The sequence below is a fragment of the Paenibacillus phytohabitans genome, from assembly GCF_013141775.1.
Lineage (GTDB): Bacteria > Bacillota > Bacilli > Paenibacillales > Paenibacillaceae > Paenibacillus_AQ > Paenibacillus_AQ phytohabitans.
This window is the reverse complement of sequence record NZ_WHOB01000089.1, coordinates 114,293-128,962: the sequence shown is the minus strand read 5'-3', so window position 1 is coordinate 128,962 and position 14,670 is coordinate 114,293. Positions and strand designations below refer to the sequence as shown.

General features: G+C 55.9%; 14 protein-coding genes. 8 read left to right on the top strand and 6 right to left on the bottom strand.

What is annotated here, in order from left to right; genetic code table 11:
• Positions 1-63 precede the first annotated feature (63 nt).
• From GC101_RS29770 to GC101_RS29760, 3 genes are all read right to left on the bottom strand, one after another.
• The gene (locus tag GC101_RS29770; protein WP_042133078.1) at positions 64-1,026 is read right to left on the bottom strand and encodes an L-lactate dehydrogenase; all 963 of its coding nucleotides are present in this window, start codon (positions 1,024-1,026) and stop codon (positions 64-66) included.
• A 409-nt stretch (positions 1,027-1,435) separates the two neighbouring features.
• Entirely contained in the window at positions 1,436-1,942 is a 507-nt protein-coding gene (locus GC101_RS29765) for a CcdC family protein (protein WP_171720285.1), read from the bottom strand.
• 198 nt (positions 1,943-2,140) lie between these two features.
• On the bottom strand, positions 2,141-2,401 hold the full coding sequence (locus GC101_RS29760; RefSeq protein ID WP_036732764.1) for a GlsB/YeaQ/YmgE family stress response membrane protein: 261 nt from the start codon (positions 2,399-2,401) through the stop codon (positions 2,141-2,143).
• Between the two features lie 254 nt (positions 2,402-2,655).
• Here GC101_RS29760 and GC101_RS29755 point away from each other — a divergent pair, with 254 nt between their 5' ends.
• A complete protein-coding gene (locus GC101_RS29755; RefSeq protein WP_171720284.1) occupies positions 2,656-3,705 on the top strand; it encodes a lactonase family protein in 1,050 nt (349 codons plus the stop codon).
• 247 nt (positions 3,706-3,952) lie between these two features.
• Here GC101_RS29755 and GC101_RS29750 read toward each other — a convergent pair whose 3' ends face one another.
• A complete protein-coding gene (locus GC101_RS29750) occupies positions 3,953-6,295 on the bottom strand; it encodes an alpha/beta hydrolase family protein (RefSeq protein WP_171720283.1) in 2,343 nt (780 codons plus the stop codon).
• A 461-nt stretch (positions 6,296-6,756) separates the two neighbouring features.
• Between GC101_RS29750 and GC101_RS29745 the strand changes: the two genes are divergently transcribed.
• From GC101_RS29745 to GC101_RS29730, 4 genes are all read left to right on the top strand, one after another.
• A complete protein-coding gene (locus tag GC101_RS29745) occupies positions 6,757-7,878 on the top strand; it encodes a sulfate ABC transporter substrate-binding protein (protein WP_216626802.1) in 1,122 nt (373 codons plus the stop codon).
• A gap of 114 nt (positions 7,879-7,992) precedes the next feature.
• On the top strand, positions 7,993-8,844 hold the full coding sequence (gene cysT / locus GC101_RS29740) for a sulfate ABC transporter permease subunit CysT (protein ID WP_171720282.1): 852 nt from the start codon (positions 7,993-7,995) through the stop codon (positions 8,842-8,844).
• Positions 8,845-8,888: 44 nt separating this feature from the next.
• The gene (cysW, locus tag GC101_RS29735; protein WP_171720281.1) at positions 8,889-9,752 is read left to right on the top strand and encodes a sulfate ABC transporter permease subunit CysW; all 864 of its coding nucleotides are present in this window, start codon (positions 8,889-8,891) and stop codon (positions 9,750-9,752) included.
• Positions 9,753-9,862: 110 nt separating this feature from the next.
• Positions 9,863-10,084: a YezD family protein gene (locus GC101_RS29730; protein WP_039299580.1), complete on the top strand. Its 222-nt coding sequence runs from the start codon at positions 9,863-9,865 to the stop codon at positions 10,082-10,084.
• Between the two features lie 128 nt (positions 10,085-10,212).
• On the opposite strand, the gene GC101_RS29725 is transcribed toward GC101_RS29730, so the two are convergent.
• Positions 10,213-10,521 carry a hypothetical protein gene (locus tag GC101_RS29725; protein ID WP_042232103.1) on the bottom strand — a complete coding sequence of 103 codons (309 nt, stop codon included), beginning with the start codon at positions 10,519-10,521 and terminating at the stop codon, positions 10,213-10,215.
• Between the two features lie 271 nt (positions 10,522-10,792).
• Between GC101_RS29725 and GC101_RS29720 the strand changes: the two genes are divergently transcribed.
• The 3 genes from GC101_RS29720 (at position 10,793) to GC101_RS29710 (ending at position 14,030) form a co-directional block, all read left to right on the top strand.
• Positions 10,793-11,206 carry a GNAT family N-acetyltransferase gene (locus GC101_RS29720; RefSeq protein WP_171720280.1) on the top strand — a complete coding sequence of 138 codons (414 nt, stop codon included), beginning with the start codon at positions 10,793-10,795 and terminating at the stop codon, positions 11,204-11,206.
• A 54-nt stretch (positions 11,207-11,260) separates the two neighbouring features.
• On the top strand, positions 11,261-11,893 hold the full coding sequence (locus tag GC101_RS29715) for an NAD(P)-dependent oxidoreductase (RefSeq protein WP_171720279.1): 633 nt from the start codon (positions 11,261-11,263) through the stop codon (positions 11,891-11,893).
• A gap of 202 nt (positions 11,894-12,095) precedes the next feature.
• The gene (locus tag GC101_RS29710; RefSeq protein ID WP_171720278.1) at positions 12,096-14,030 is read left to right on the top strand and encodes an NAD(P)H-hydrate dehydratase; all 1,935 of its coding nucleotides are present in this window, start codon (positions 12,096-12,098) and stop codon (positions 14,028-14,030) included.
• 146 nt (positions 14,031-14,176) lie between these two features.
• Here GC101_RS29710 and GC101_RS29705 read toward each other — a convergent pair whose 3' ends face one another.
• On the bottom strand, positions 14,177-14,632 hold the full coding sequence (locus GC101_RS29705) for a hypothetical protein (protein ID WP_171720277.1): 456 nt from the start codon (positions 14,630-14,632) through the stop codon (positions 14,177-14,179).
• Positions 14,633-14,670 lie beyond the last annotated feature (38 nt).

Genomic DNA, 14,670 nt, shown 5'->3' with positions numbered 1-14,670 from the left:
CCGTGTTTGAAGCAGAGGGGTGTTTGCTGTTTAATGAATCAATCCGCAGATGCAAGGTCAGGCTTACAGCTTTTCTTCCAGCTGCAGACTCTCAATTCCGCCGCGGATAATGCTGCATGAGGCTGCGAATTTCGCCATTTCAGCATCGCTGAGGTTCAGCTCCAGCAGTTCCTGGATACCGCCGCTGCCAATAATGGCCGGTGCACCTGCGCAGACGCCGCTTTGCCCGTACTCGCCGTCCAGAATCGCCGAAACGGCGATGATTTTGTGCTCATCATTCAGAATGGAGCGCGTGATGTAGGCCAGTGCGCTGCCGATCCCGAAATGCGTGGAGCCTTTGCGGGTGAAGATCTCCCAGCCGGCATCTTTCGTCTTGCGGGCGATATCCTCAAGGTCCAGGCTGCTGAAACGCTCGCGGTGCTGTTCCATGATCTGCAGAAGCGGCTTGCCGCCGATCGTTACATGGGACCAGGCCACGAACTGGGATTCCCCGTGCTCGCCGAGTGCGTAACCGTTAACGCTGCGCGGGTCGATGGTGAATACCTCGGACAGCAGCGTCTTCAGGCGGGAAGAATCAATCGAGGTGCCGGTGCCGATGATCCGGTGCCGCGGCAGGCCGGATATTTTCCATACCATATAGGTGACAATATCAACGGGGTTCGCGGCTACGACAAAAATACCGTCGAAACCTCCAGCCATAATTTCGGTAACAATCTCCCTGGTAATAACAGCGGCGGCATCCAGCACATCCAGCCGGGTCTGCCCTGGTTTGGGATTGGCGCCTGCCGTCAGAATGACGACATCCATCCCGGCGCAATCGCTGGAGGTGCCTGCGTACACCTTAGTGCGTGTTCCGGTGAAATCCATGCAGTGCGAGAGGTCAAGCGCTTGTGCCATGGCACGGTCGTAGGTGCGGTCGATCATCATGATCTCATCGCAGATGGCCTGATTAACCATGGAGTAGGCGCAGCTGGAACCTACCATACCAGAGCCGACGATTGCCACTTTTCTCGATTTACTTTTCAATTGCCTTGTCCCCACTCTCTAGAAGTATGCTTTTATTCTAACTGATCTTATCGGAAGTTACCTGACATGAAGTTGAAAAAGTCATGCGTCGCCTGCCCGTTTTTCGACACAATTGACATTGGAGGTTAGAAATATGGCGGTCCAGCCTTATACTGCTTCACTGCTATAATTATTATGTGATCCGGGCTGTTAAGAACCATACAGAAAGCCCGGCGCCTATTAAATATGAAAGGGGATGTCCCAAGCAGTCATGATCATGGCTGTTTGGGACACCCCCTGTTTGTGGATATAAGGATGCATAAGTGTCATTCCGCGAATCATCCTTATACTTCCCGCTGAAACGTGACCGCTCTTTGAACAAGGCGGCAAAGCCGTTTCCACCCTGCTGTCCAGGATGTATGTATCCTGCTTACCCTCTGGTCTGTGGTATTGGGGCCTCTGCAGGCAGCATCCGGGTGTAGTGCTTATACATGAACACTCTCCAGTGGAGAATCATGCCAAAGGCCAGAATAAAGAATAATCCGCCGGATTGCGGGACGGATACATATTGATTGATAAACTCATGGAGAAGGGTGCGGATCAGCAGCAGTCCAAGCAGAATGAAGGCGAAGCTCTTGGAGCGCTGGGCATAAATCTGTCCTTCCCGTTCCTCGAACCGGGTGCTGCGCATTAGCGGATAGGCGAAGATAAACCAGCCGACCAGGAAAGCTGCGACAGCCCACCACCAGGGAAATCTGACTTCCGGGACTACAAACATGGCGAATCCGGTGGACATGCCAAGCGGCGGAATCCATATTTTACGGACGGTTACCGGACGGGCACTAGCCTTCAGGCGGATAAAAATAACCATCAGCGCCATGAACACGGCTCCCAGCGTGGAGCCCACATGCAGAAGTGAGGGGTTGATATTGCCCATGATTCACTTTCCTCTCTGTGATTTGGGTCACTTATTTCTTCATTATAGCAGAAAAAAGATCCAATTCAGAATGGATCACCGGCCGTGGTGAAGGCGGCCCCTGAATGGTCCACACAGCAAACCCGCCAGGGTTAACCCTGGCGGGTTTGCTTGATAAGTGTATTTCAGCAGCTTCAGCTAGGAATGCTGCCATAGGGCTTAAGAACGGCTACGTCCGCCAACCGAACGCAGGATCAGGCTGACGATGAAGATCAGAACTACGGCACCAATCAATGAAGGGAAGACATAGTAGTCGCTGATCTTAGGTCCCCAGCTTCCCAGCAGCATGCCGCCGAGCCATGAACCCAGAATACCGGCGATAATGTTGCCGATAATGCCACCCGGAATATCTCTGCCCATAATCAGGCCAGCCAGCCAACCAATCACGCCACCAACAATCAACATCCATAATAAACTCATTATTCTTCAGCTCCTTTGTGTTTGTTATCTTCGATGGTTACTATTAACCTTCTGCAAGACGTTTAAACCAAGTGTCAAATATTGCTTGCACACTTAGAATTAGTATTCTATTGTATCCATATTTATGCTGTTTAAGCCTGGTAATGTCTTGGGTACATAAACATGTTATAGTAAATTTTGCGGAGATCAGCTGAGTGAAAACACCGCTGTGCAGGTTATATATTTGTACACTATACAATAAAGGAGCCGTTGCCATGCACCAGCCTAATGAAGTGTTGTTCTATATCGGAACCTATAGTAGTGAGAAGGAAGAAGCCATCCTGTTGGGGGCGCTGGATAAGGAAACGGGCGAAATGAGAATTATGGGCGGCACCCGCGGAATTGAGAATCCCTCCTATCTGGCTGTAAATGCAGCAGGAACCGTATTATATGCGGTAAGTGAACAGGATGAAGGCCAGGTGCACGCCTACGCCATTGAATCCGGCAGCAAAGCGCTGCGCCCGCTGGGCAGCAGAGCTACCGGAGGCGGTGCGCCGTGTTATGTTTCCGTGGCTCCGCAAGGAGATTACATATTCGTATCTAATTATACGGGAGGGAATGTAAATGTATTCCCGCTGAACAGTGACGGCTCGCTGCAGGACATGTCCTCCCAGGTTAAGCATGAAGGTTCAGGAATCCGTGCAGACCGTCAGGATGCGCCTCATCCGCATTCCGTTATTCCCGATAAAACCGGGGATCATGTGCTGGTCTGCGATCTCGGACTGGATCAGATTGTGTTCTACCGCGTGGAGGAGGGCAAGCTGGTCACCCACCGCGAAGTGGATCTGCCGCCGGGCTCCGGGCCGCGCCATCTGGCTGTACATCCTTCACGGCAATGGATCTATCTGGTGAATGAATTGAATAATACGGTTACCGTTTTTGCGGATGACGAGCAGCAGGGCAACCTCAAGATCCTGCAGAATGTCAGCTCGCTTCCTGAGCATTACACGGCCGGAAGTGATGATACAGCGGCGGATATTCACGTCTCCCCATGCGGAAGATACCTGTATGTATCGAACCGGGGACATGACAGCATCGCCCTGTTCCATATTGATAATGCGACAGGTCTGCTGGAAGCGGAGGATTGGGTTATCTCCGGCGGCCGGACACCGCGGAATTTCGCCATTATCAGCGGCATGCTGCTCGCCGCTAACCAGAACAGCGGCAACATCGTATCCTTCAGGATCGACAGCGAGAGCGGCCGGCTGATTCCTACGGGTAATGAACTGGAGGTTCCGTCTCCGGTCTGTGTAGTGGCTGTTTGATAGAGCTGATTACGCCGCCATCTGTGGATCTAAGTTGTAATTCATACAACATTTAAGCCAATGGACTTATCTATAGAAAGCGGGCTTAAGAATAAGAATAAGCATAAGGATTTCCCTTTTCCGGGTTCACGCCAAAAGAACGTCCCTCTGCCCGCTGGCAGTCTGGGACGTTCTTCGTTTGGGCTCATTATATACCCTTGTGGCACAAGGGACACGGAACAGTAATTTTATCGTCTGAGTAGGCTCTTTACTGCATCCCCTGCAGCTGGTCATCCCGCTCATAGAAGCCGATGTCATCCAGCATAATCTTGTCATCTTCCCCTTGCAGGTAGAAGGTGATTTCGGTCAGCTTGTCCGGATCAAGCGCTGGCTCCTCTTCAAGGAACAGCTCAAAGGGCAGCTCGTAGGTCTGGAAGACGGCTTCCGAGCGGTCGCCGAACTTGCCGTCGCTGATCCGCTCCTCCAGCCATGGGCTGATCGTGAATTCGGTCTGGGGCAATGGCAGAATCTCCATTACCTCATCCAGGGGCAGCCGTGCCGTGACCTCATTGCTGTCGGTCAGCTCCACCTCCACATCGGGGGAGAGAGCGGCCGCAGAGGGTGCAGCCGCATCCTCTGCGTCATCAGCGTCGGAATTACGGTTAGCCAAGGAGAAGGCTAAGCCCTCTGCGGCGGAACCGGCAAGATTACGGGTGAGTGATTCACTAAGCTTAATCTTGTAGGAGGCCTCAACCGCATCCGCACCAGCATCCGCATCACCAGCTCCAGCCTGGTTCTGAGCGGTGCTGCCGCGCTCCAGCAGAATACCGTATGAAGGTTTGTTCTTGGACTCGCGGTCCTTGGCCGCTTCTTCGCTCCAGGTGAGGCCTTCAGCTGTGGCAGTGCCGCCCTTCACCGTATTTCTTTTGCGGTCTTCCTCGTAGTTCGCTACCGTAAGGTAAGTCCCGCTCTGGAACCGGTTATAATAGGCGGTATCCGGCAGCCACTGCGCACCGCTGCGGTAATCACGGAACAATTGCTGATATTCCGTCTTCCCGTGCAGCGTAGTCTCCAGAAAGGCGGAGACATAGACCTTGGCAATCTGCCGCTGCTCATCACCATCCATTATATCTGTACGTTTCAGGAACAGCCCCGTCGGCAGCGCCTGGTCAAACAGCCCCCAGTCTGTATTGAACTGGCTGTGATTGGCATCGGCAATGTAGAGCGAGCTTTTGAAAGCCGGAGTGCTGCCGGTGTAGGAAGTACGCATATACTGCCGGTCCCCGTAGAAGTCATGCACATCGCCGTCACGGGCGCCCTGCAGCGTCAGATAGTTCACATCCACCAGACTGGCCTGTTTGCTGTCAATGGCTTTATCCGTAGGAGCCAGCGCAATAACGGAAGTGATGTTGAACTGCTTCGTTGCCGCCAGTGCCGGATCACCGGTGAACCAGCGCGAGGCATCCGCAGCCATGGCTACAGCCTGACCGCCGCGGCTATGGCCCAGCAATGCAGTCTGGTCATAATCGACCTTCTGATAGAAGGGTGTACCGGATTGCTCCGCGAAGCTTGCGATCTGCTGCAGATGCTTCAGAATCATCCAGGTCCGCACCTGGAAGTCATTATCCGGAATGCCGGACCACGCAGAATAATTCAGGAAGTTCTCATCCAGCGAGACGGCGATAAATCCCCGGCTGGCCAGCAGTTCCCCGAGATAAGCGTATCCGCCCTCGGAATAATCCTCCATCATATGGTTGCCATGCACCATAAGCACGAGCGGATAAGGCCCGTCCCCGTCAGGCATCCAGACCCGGGCATTTAGAGGAAGCGCTCCGGGATCGAATCCCCAGAATAAGGTACGCAGCGCAGGCCATGATTTGATGTATTCCGTAGCATCCACAGAAGCAGAGAGGAGCGCGGCATCCGCGCCATACTCTGTACGGTGCAGGTCCTGGCCGCTCCCATAGGTGAAGCTGTGGAACGTATAGTCCCCCGGCTGTCCGGGATCAGCCGCCGCCGCAGGAAGAACCTCTCCATCCGCAGCCAATGTCTTAACCGATGGGGAGGGGGCAGGGCTGCTTCCCGTCCCATAGGCCAGTGCCAAGGGGGTCAGGACAAGAACCGCTGCCAGAAGCCCGCCGGTGAGGGTTCTCCGCGTCCGCAGCAGACCGGCTGCAAGACCTCCCAGTCCCCCGGCCAAAGCTGTGATACCAGCGATGGCTGCTGCAGCCTCAAGCTCCAGATCGGCGTAATACAGAATAAGCAGCACGGCGCTCAGTGCACTGAGCCAAGAGCCCATGAACAGCCGCGGAATGCGCAGTCCGGTTAAGGAGAGCAGTACAGCCAGCAGGTTGCCGGCCAGCGCCATTACAAGGGTTCCCGCGCCGGCAGCCAGTATAATATCCGCTGCGCTCCCAAGCCCTGTAGGGATGCCCATAACGGCTATAGTAAAAGCCAGAATACATAGAATCCAAGGACCGCAGAGCGCAATCCTCCATAATGCTGTATCGTACCGGTACGTTTCTAAGATGCGTCTTCCCATTTCTCTGAGTATGCGCCTATGCAGGCGTGGTCCCTGCGGTGCGGGTACATACTCCAAATCCATTCCCATGATAGTTTCCCCCGACAATTTGTGGCAAATAGAGGCTGCAGAAATCCGGCAGAACTCATCTCTAGTAATTCAACTTATATCTAGTAATTTGACCTATAAGATGTAGCAATAATATTACTTTAAGACATCAATAACAAGTGGGTCTTACAGGAACGGCCACCACTTGCTGCCGCCGGGCGGAATAGAGCTATCTTTCATCCAAATTGAAAAAAAGGTTTGACAGCGCGCAGGGCTTTCAGTATTATGTCTGTATAACCTACTAAATGGGTAGGAATAATCAAATAAGTTCTTACCGTACAGACGGAGGAACGCCTGCTTCAGGCTCGCAGATACGCGTCCATAGGACCGGTTTGACCAGCCACAAGTGGGCTTTCCTGCGTCTTTTTTTGACGGAAATCCGACCAACAAGAAATTCACAATGATAATGCAATTACAAGAACATTATGGGGGAGTGGTTTGTGATGAAGAAAGGGATCAAGAAGGGGCTTATCGCCGGTTTCACACTATTATTGACGGCAGGGCTTACTGCTTGCGGCAACAACAATGGAGGGAACAGTGCAGGCGCGGCAACAGAAGCTCCGGCAGCAATAGAGGCGGCTGCGAATACGGCGGCTACACCGGAGGCAACAAAGGCTCCAGCCAAAGATCCGGTCGAGCTGCTGAATGTGTCCTACGACCCTACACGTGAACTATATGAGAATTATAACAAGGCATTCGCCGCTTACTGGGAGCAGGAGACAGGCCAGAAGGTTACGATCAAGCAATCGCATGGCGGATCAGGCAAGCAGAGCCGGGCTGTACTCGACGGTCTGGAAGCAGATGTAGTTACGCTGGCGCTCGGATATGACATTGATGCACTGCAGGAAACAGGTCTTATCGGCGCGGACTGGCAGAGTAAATATGAGCATAACAGCTCCCCGTATACTTCCACCATCGTATTCCTTGTGCGTAAAGGCAACCCGAAAGGCATCAAGGACTGGCCGGATCTGCTCAAGGACGATGTAGAAGTGATCACTCCGAACCCAAAGACTTCCGGCGGTGCGCGCTGGAACTACCTGGCAGCCTGGGGATATGCGCTTGACCAGAATAATAACGATGAAGCCAAGGCTCAGGAGTTCGTACAGAAGCTGTTCAAAAATGTACCCGTACTGGACACCGGGGCGCGCGGCTCCACAACTACCTTCGTTGAACGCGGAATCGGTGACGTGCTGATCGCCTGGGAGAATGAAGCCTACCTGTCGATCAAGGAGCTGGGTCCGGATAAATTCGAGATTGTAAATCCGTCGGAGAGCATTCTGGCCGAGCCGCCGGTAGCCGTGGTGGATAAAGTTGTCGACAAGAGAGGCACCCGTGAGGTCGCAGATGCTTATCTGAAATACCTGTACACCGAGGAAGGCCAGAAAATCGCCGCCGAGAACTATTACCGCCCGACTCTGGAAAGTGTGAAGGAACAGTACAAGGACCAATTCCCTGAGATCAAGCTGTTCACACTGGCGGACAAATTCGGAACCTGGAAGGAAACCCAGGAGAAGCACTTTAATGATGGAGGAATCTTCGACAAAATCTACGTGCCGGGCAGCTGATAGCAAGTTCCGGGATGGAGCTGAGCAGAACAGGTAAGGCGAATTTTGCAGGCGGGGTCCCGCCCGGTTGCTGATCGGCCAACGAGCCGAAGGCAGGAAAGGATGAATGGGCAAATGAATGTCACCACTAAAGCTGCTGCGGGGGCTGTGTCACGGCGCAGGCTTCTGCCGGGTTTCGGAATTACGATGGGGTTCAGCGTATTGTATCTGAGTCTTGTCGTTCTGCTGCCGCTGTCAGCGCTGCTCTTCAATTCGACGGGACTCAGCTGGGCTAAGTTCTGGGATGTGGCTACGGATGCCCGTGTCCTGGCCTCCTATCGGGTCAGTCTGAGTACAGCGGCAGCAGCAGCCCTGATCGATGCTGTTCTGGGGCTGCTGCTGGCCTGGGTGCTGGTACGCTATGAATTTCCGGGCAAAAGGCTATTCGACGCCCTGATCGATCTGCCGTTCGCACTCCCTACAGCTGTGGCGGGTGTGTCACTGACCGCACTTTATTCCCAGAACGGCTGGATCGGCTCCCTGCTGGAGCCGCTGGGCCTCCGGGTAGCCTTCACGCCGCTTGGCATTACGCTGGCGCTGATGTTTATCGGCATTCCCTTTGTGGTCCGCACGGTTCAGCCCGTGCTGGAGGATCTGGACAGGGATATGGAAGAGGCAGCGGCCACGCTGGGAGCGGGACGCTGGCGGACCTTCGTGCGGATTGTTATGCCGGAGCTGTTCCCGCCGCTGCTTACGGGCTTTGCATTGGCCTTTGCCCGGGGCATCGGCGAATACGGCTCCGTTGTATTTATCTCCGGCAATATGCCGATGCGTACGGAGATTGCTCCGCTGCTCATCATGTCCAAGCTGGAGCAGTTCGATTATGCCGGAGCAACGGCGGTGGCGCTGCTGCTGCTGCTGATCTCCTTCCTGATGCTGCTGGTCATCAACAGCCTCCAGCACTGGGCGCGGAAGAGCTCGCGTTAAGGATTCAGGATGCCTAAGCTAACAAAACTTTAGGAGGAATAAATATGGCCGGTACGGTTCCCTTACATGTCCCCGCGCCGCGAAAAAGCGTGTCGTCCCCCCGGACGACTGAATCCAAAGCGGTGAAATGGGTACTCATTTCCCTTGCCGGACTTGTATTGCTCTGGCTGATTGCCCTGCCGCTGATTATCGTGCTGGTGGAGTCGCTGAAGCGGGGGCTGGATGTCTACTGGGCTGCGCTGACCGATCCGGATGCCGCCTCGGCGCTGAAGCTGACCCTGCTGGTCGCGGCCATTACCGTTCCGCTGAATACGATCTTTGGTGTAACGGCGGCGTGGGCAGTGACCAAGTTCCGTTTTCGCGGCAAGGGCTTTCTGATTACGCTGATCGATCTGCCATTTGCCGTATCGCCGGTAATTGGCGGGTTGATCTTTATTCTGGTATTCGGCTCGCATGGCTGGTTCGGTCCTTGGCTGAGCAACCACGATATCAAGATTGTTTTCGCTTTGCCGGGTATTGTGCTGGCTACGCTGTTTATCACCTTCCCTTTTGTGGCGCGCGAGCTGATTCCGCTGATGGAGGAGCAGGGCACACAGGAGGAGGAAGCGGCCATTACGCTCGGTGCGCACGGCTGGCAGATTTTCTGGCGCGTGACGCTGCCTAATATCAAGTGGGGTCTGCTGTACGGCATTATTCTCTGTAATGCACGGGCGATGGGGGAGTTCGGCGCGGTATCCGTGGTATCCGGGCATATCCGGGGAGAGACGAATACCCTGCCGCTTCATGTCGAGATTCTGTATAACGAATATCAATTTTCGGCATCCTTCGCCGTTGCCTCCCTGTTGCTCCTGCTGGCCCTGGTGACGATGATCGTCAAGAGCCTGCTTTTACGTAAAAATGCTCATTGACAGTCCTTGGGGTCCGTGCTAAGTTAATTCATAGTATACAAGGTGGTAATTACGGAATAACGGGATTTAGGCGGAGATACTCCCCTGTCCGGGGAAAGGGAGGCTGGAGAATGGCTAAACCACTGAAAGTGGATGAGGTATGGCTTGCGCGGATAACGGAACTTCTCGACGATATGGAGTTCGGCTCATTGCATATTGTAGTGCATGAAGGTCAAATCGTACAGATGGAGCGCACAGAGCGCAAACGTTTCGAGAACAGCACAGCAAATGCACGTTATAGTGGAGAAACCGGAAGCCGGCGGACCGATTCCCGTTCTGCGGGACGAGGATAGCAATCTGTAGTGCACTGATAAATGATTATACATCTCCGTGAACAGAAAAAAGGGGGATCTCACAAGCCTGGAAAAGGCTGAATGAGGTACCCCTTTTGTATGCCGGGACAATTAGTGTAAGCCTTACTTTAGTAGCGTGTGTTGCGCCGTGATCCGCTGATTCCCTCCACCAGGAGTATGAGGGCAGTGATGGCATGCATAATCCAGCCGACAAAAGGTATTAAACCGACCACTGAAGTGACGATACCAACTGCGTTACCGATGATAGAACCGCGTTCTCTCAGCAGAATAATTACAGCTACGGCATGGAGCAGAAAAGCAACCCCCAGCGGTACCCAGGCATTGGCTACGACAAATGCCCCGCCGATGAACGGCAGTGCCAGAAAAGCCTCATAAGCGAAAGTTCCCCATTTGAATAATTTCCCTATCGGAGACATAATAACTCCACCAGCCTTCCAAGTAGTCTTATAAAGATCCTATTCCACAGTTTACCCAAGGATACGGGCTAAGAATAACCCTGTGCCGGCAACAGATGCAGAACCGTTTGTATTTCTGAGTAATTGTACGCCGGGGGGAGGCGGGACGTTTCATTTTTCCGGATAAGATAGGCGCTGCCTTGCCTCGAAACCTTGCAGTCATATATATTGGTAACAGGTTAACAGGAGTGTCCGCGTGCAGGCGGATAATCATGACAAGAGGGGATAATGTATGGACAAGACATTGCAGCCGGATATCCGGCATGAGCTGCCCACAGTGGAGCAATACCTGGCCCTGCGGCTGGAAGCCGGGCTTAGTCCCATGAGTGTGGAGGGAGCCGGAATCGGGCTGCCCCGCTCCGCGTTTGCTGTAACCTTGTATGAAGGAGATATATTGGTTGGAATGGGACGGGTAATCGGGGACGGGGGCTGTTTTTTTCAGGTGACTGATATTGCCGTGAAGCCTTCCTTTCAGGGGCAGGGTCTGGGGAAAATCATTATGCGGGAAATCCGCAGGTTTCTGGATACCGTGCCGGACAAGGCGTATATTAGTCTCATTGCTGACGGGGAAGCCTCCAGGCTGTATGCCCAATATGGATTCGCACCGGTCCTGCCGGATTCTCAGGGGATGTTCCTGCGGCGTTAATGATGAATAGAGGATCAGAGCTGCAAACAAATACGAAAGTGAGGCAACAAGAGAATGGATATCGTAGTATTTGGTGCATCGGGTAAGATCGGAAGTGCGATTGTAGAAGAAGCGTTAAAAAGAAAACATGAGGTTACCGCTGCCGTCCGCAAACCGGAAGCCTTCAGTATTCAGCATGACCGGCTTAAGGTTGTTGCAGCCGACCTGCTGGACCCGGCCACGGTAACGGCAGTTCTGCACGGACATGAAGAGGTTATCAGCGCATTTGGACCGGCGCCGGGGCATGAGAATGATCTGCTGCAGGCGGCGGATTCCCTGCTGACAGGGATGCGTGCGGCCGGGCTCCAGCGCCTGATCGTTATTGGCGGGGCAGGCAGCCTGAAGACGGAAACGGGGGAGTGGCTGATGGACACGGCTGATTTCCCGGAGAACTTCCGTCCGCTTGCGTCGGCTCACGCCAATGCCTATGAAATCTACAGAGGGTCAGAGCTGGATTACACGTACCTGAGTCCGCCTGCTGCCATTATCGCCGGACGCCGGACCGGCCAGTTCCGGATTGGTCTGGACCGGCTGATTGTGGACGAGAACGGGCGGAGCAGCATCAGCATCCAGGATTTCGCGGTAGCGGTTATCGATGAGCTGGAGGAAGGCAATTTCAGCAAGACCCGTTTTACTGTGGGGTATTAATAGCTACAGTTTAAGCTTGTCAGGAAATAAAGCGGCCTAGAATACAGGCTTCGTAAGCTTAAAGCCCGTCCTCTTGAACGCTCAGGAGGGCTTTTTGCTGTCATTCCGGGCACCTTAGCCGGATGGGGATGCGTCAAAGCCTGCAATTTGCTTGATTCTATAGTACTGGGTACAATCGAAGCAACTAAAGGGGGGCTTGGCTATGGATGTGGTAACTGCGGAGGAGATGCGGGCATTCGACCGCGAGACGATTGAGCGGCTGGGAATTCCGGCCATTGCACTGATGGAGAACGCCGGGCGGGCGATTGCCGAGGAGGTCATCGCATTGTGCCGGCGGCGCGGGGCAGGCGCGGGCGGCGGCACAGGGAGCGCAGACGCAGCGGGGCGAAGCTACGGGGCAGGAGCCCTGGGTGGCGCGGGCGGCGGAACGCAGAGCTATGGAGCGGGCGCGGTGGGCGGCACAGGGAGCGCAGACGCAGAGGGGCGAAGCTACGGGGCAGGAGCCGTGGGCGTGGGCGGAGTGGGCGGAGGAATGCAGAGCTATGGAGCGGGCGCGGTGGGCGGCATAGGGAGCGCAGACGCAGCGGGGCGAAGCTACGGGGCAGGAGCCGTGGGCGGCGTGGGCGGAGGAATGCAGAGCTACGGGGCAGGAGCCATGGGCGGAGGAACGCAGAGCTATGCGGCCGGCGGGCCGGCGATCCAGCCGCCGGGCTTCTCGGTCAGCGCCGACCCGGCGCTGACGCTTACCGCTGCCGGCGGCGAGCACTGGCTCGTCCTCGCCGGCAAAGGCAACAACGGCGGCGACGGGCTCGCCGCCGCCAGGCACCTGCGTGAGGCCGGCATCGCCGTCACGCTGGTGTACGCGGCCGCGCCGGAGTCGCTGGCCGGCGAAGCCGCGCTGCAGCGGGATGCCGCTGCAGCCATGGGCATCCCTGCCGTAGTCTACGGCAGGGATGCTGTGGACCTTGCCGCATGCAGCGGCATCATAGATGCGCTGCTCGGCACAGGCAGCGCGGGAGCCCCGCGCGGTGCCTATGCGGAGCTGATTGCCGCTGCGAACGCCAGCGGCAGGCTTATTGTGTCCGCGGACATCCCCAGCGGTCTGGACGCGGACACGGGCGAGACGCATGAGCCCTGCATTCATGCGTCGGTGACCGTCTGCCTCGCGTTCCTCAAACGCGGGCTGCTGCAGTATCCCGGCGCCGGAGCAGCCGGGCAGGTGGTGGTCCGCTCCATCGGCATCCCCGCTGCCCTGGCGCGTGAGAGCGGCGTCCCGGTCAGCCTGCTGACGCCGGAAGTGCTGCGGACACGTCTGCAGGTCGACGTGTCGCGCCGCCGTTCGCCCGAAGGCCACAAGGGCACTTACGGGCATGTCCTGCTGGCCGCAGGAAGCCTGCGCATGAGCGGCGCCGGCCTGCTGTGCGCCCGCGCTGCGCTGCGCGCCGGCTGCGGGCTGGTGACGTGGGCGCTGCCGGATAAACTGCTGCCCTATGTGATCGGCTGCGCACCCGAGCTGATGCTGGCCCCGGTATCCGGCGGCGACGGGGAATGGAATGCCGGTACGGCGGCTGAAGTGCTGCAGCTAAGCGGAAGCCGCGATTGTATGGCTGTCGGACCCGGTCTTGGCCGGTTCGAAGGAGATACGGATTGGCTCCGCAGGCTTTGGGAGGAGACGGATTCTCCCCTGATTATCGATGCGGATGCACTGAATATACTGGCGGATGCCGATTACGGGTCCTGGAGCCGCCGCCATCCGGTAATTCTGACCCCGCATCCCGGGGAGATGGCCCGGCTGGCAGGGACTTCTACAGCCCAGGTGCAGCGTGACCGGATCGGACTGGCGCTGTCTTATGCCGCAGCGCATGGCGTAATCCTGGTGCTCAAGGGAGCCCATACAGTCATAGCAACGCCCGAAGGACAGGCTTATGTGAACATCACGGGTCATCCGGGTATGGGAACCGGTGGCGCGGGTGATGTGCTGACCGGAATCATCTCCGGCCTGCTGGCCCAGGGCCTGGATGCTGCACAAGCGGCAGCCTTTGGGGTCTATCTCCACGGGCTGGCCGGAGAACGTGCCGCCCGGAAACGGGATAACCCGGCGGCCTTGATCGCCGGGGATATTATTGAGGCGCTGTGAATCGTAACTCCGGAGCTGCTGCGGCTCATTAGATATACAACATACCCGTGATTCTGCCGCTTCTGCTGCGCCCATGCTAGTCTAAGGGTAGCACTGCTCTGCCCTGAATGATTTAGTATTACGGCTCTGCCAGCGGCGGCACTGTATCAGAACAAGACCAGGCAGAGCAGCGGGATAAACAAGGCGAAGAAGGGAAGCAGGAGCGGGAAGCGTTCACCGGCAATCTGGGCGAACCGGAACAACAGCAGCACTACAAGTCCGGCAAGACCGCTGGTCATTGCGTCACCGCCCTGCTCAGAAGCCAGCCACAGGCCGGCTCCAAACCCGGCTACGGCGTATAACACCAGGGCCGGACTGAGCGAAGTGGACCGGAACATGCGCAGCAGGGCATCGGCAAGTATCGCTGCCGGTAAGCCGTAAGCGTAAATGGCATACGGCACCGATACCGGCCAGCCATCCGGCACTCCGCCTTCGTATCCATGGCCGAGCATAAACAGGGAAACGAGAATAAAGGTCAGTCCGGCGGCCGACAGCTTGGTCAGTGCGTACATGCCCGCAGTCAGGCGGACAGAAGGCAGATCATAATCCTTATGTGTGGTCATCGCTTAACATCCTTTCGGGGTGGGTGAAGAGCACGGCC

Excerpts from the sequence above, each read along its gene's own strand:
- GC101_RS29760 (WP_036732764.1), bottom strand. The coding sequence starts at position 2,401 with ATGAGTTTATTATGGATGTTGATTGTTGGTGGCGTGATTGGTTGGCTG.
- GC101_RS29750 (WP_171720283.1), bottom strand. The coding sequence starts at position 6,295 with ATGGGAATGGATTTGGAGTATGTACCCGCACCGCAGGGACCACGCCTG.
- GC101_RS29765 (WP_171720285.1), bottom strand. The coding sequence starts at position 1,942 with ATGGGCAATATCAACCCCTCACTTCTGCATGTGGGCTCCACGCTGGGA.
- GC101_RS29720 (WP_171720280.1), top strand. The coding sequence starts at position 10,793 with ATGGACAAGACATTGCAGCCGGATATCCGGCATGAGCTGCCCACAGTG.
- GC101_RS29715 (WP_171720279.1), top strand. The coding sequence starts at position 11,261 with ATGGATATCGTAGTATTTGGTGCATCGGGTAAGATCGGAAGTGCGATT.
- GC101_RS29725 (WP_042232103.1), bottom strand. The coding sequence starts at position 10,521 with ATGTCTCCGATAGGGAAATTATTCAAATGGGGAACTTTCGCTTATGAG.
- GC101_RS29745 (WP_216626802.1), top strand. The coding sequence starts at position 6,757 with ATGAAGAAAGGGATCAAGAAGGGGCTTATCGCCGGTTTCACACTATTA.
- GC101_RS29755 (WP_171720284.1), top strand. The coding sequence starts at position 2,656 with ATGCACCAGCCTAATGAAGTGTTGTTCTATATCGGAACCTATAGTAGT.
- cysW (WP_171720281.1), top strand. The coding sequence starts at position 8,889 with ATGGCCGGTACGGTTCCCTTACATGTCCCCGCGCCGCGAAAAAGCGTG.
- GC101_RS29730 (WP_039299580.1), top strand. The coding sequence starts at position 9,863 with ATGGCTAAACCACTGAAAGTGGATGAGGTATGGCTTGCGCGGATAACG.
- GC101_RS29705 (WP_171720277.1), bottom strand. The coding sequence starts at position 14,632 with ATGACCACACATAAGGATTATGATCTGCCTTCTGTCCGCCTGACTGCG.
- GC101_RS29710 (WP_171720278.1), top strand. The coding sequence starts at position 12,096 with ATGGATGTGGTAACTGCGGAGGAGATGCGGGCATTCGACCGCGAGACG.
- cysT (WP_171720282.1), top strand. The coding sequence starts at position 7,993 with ATGAATGTCACCACTAAAGCTGCTGCGGGGGCTGTGTCACGGCGCAGG.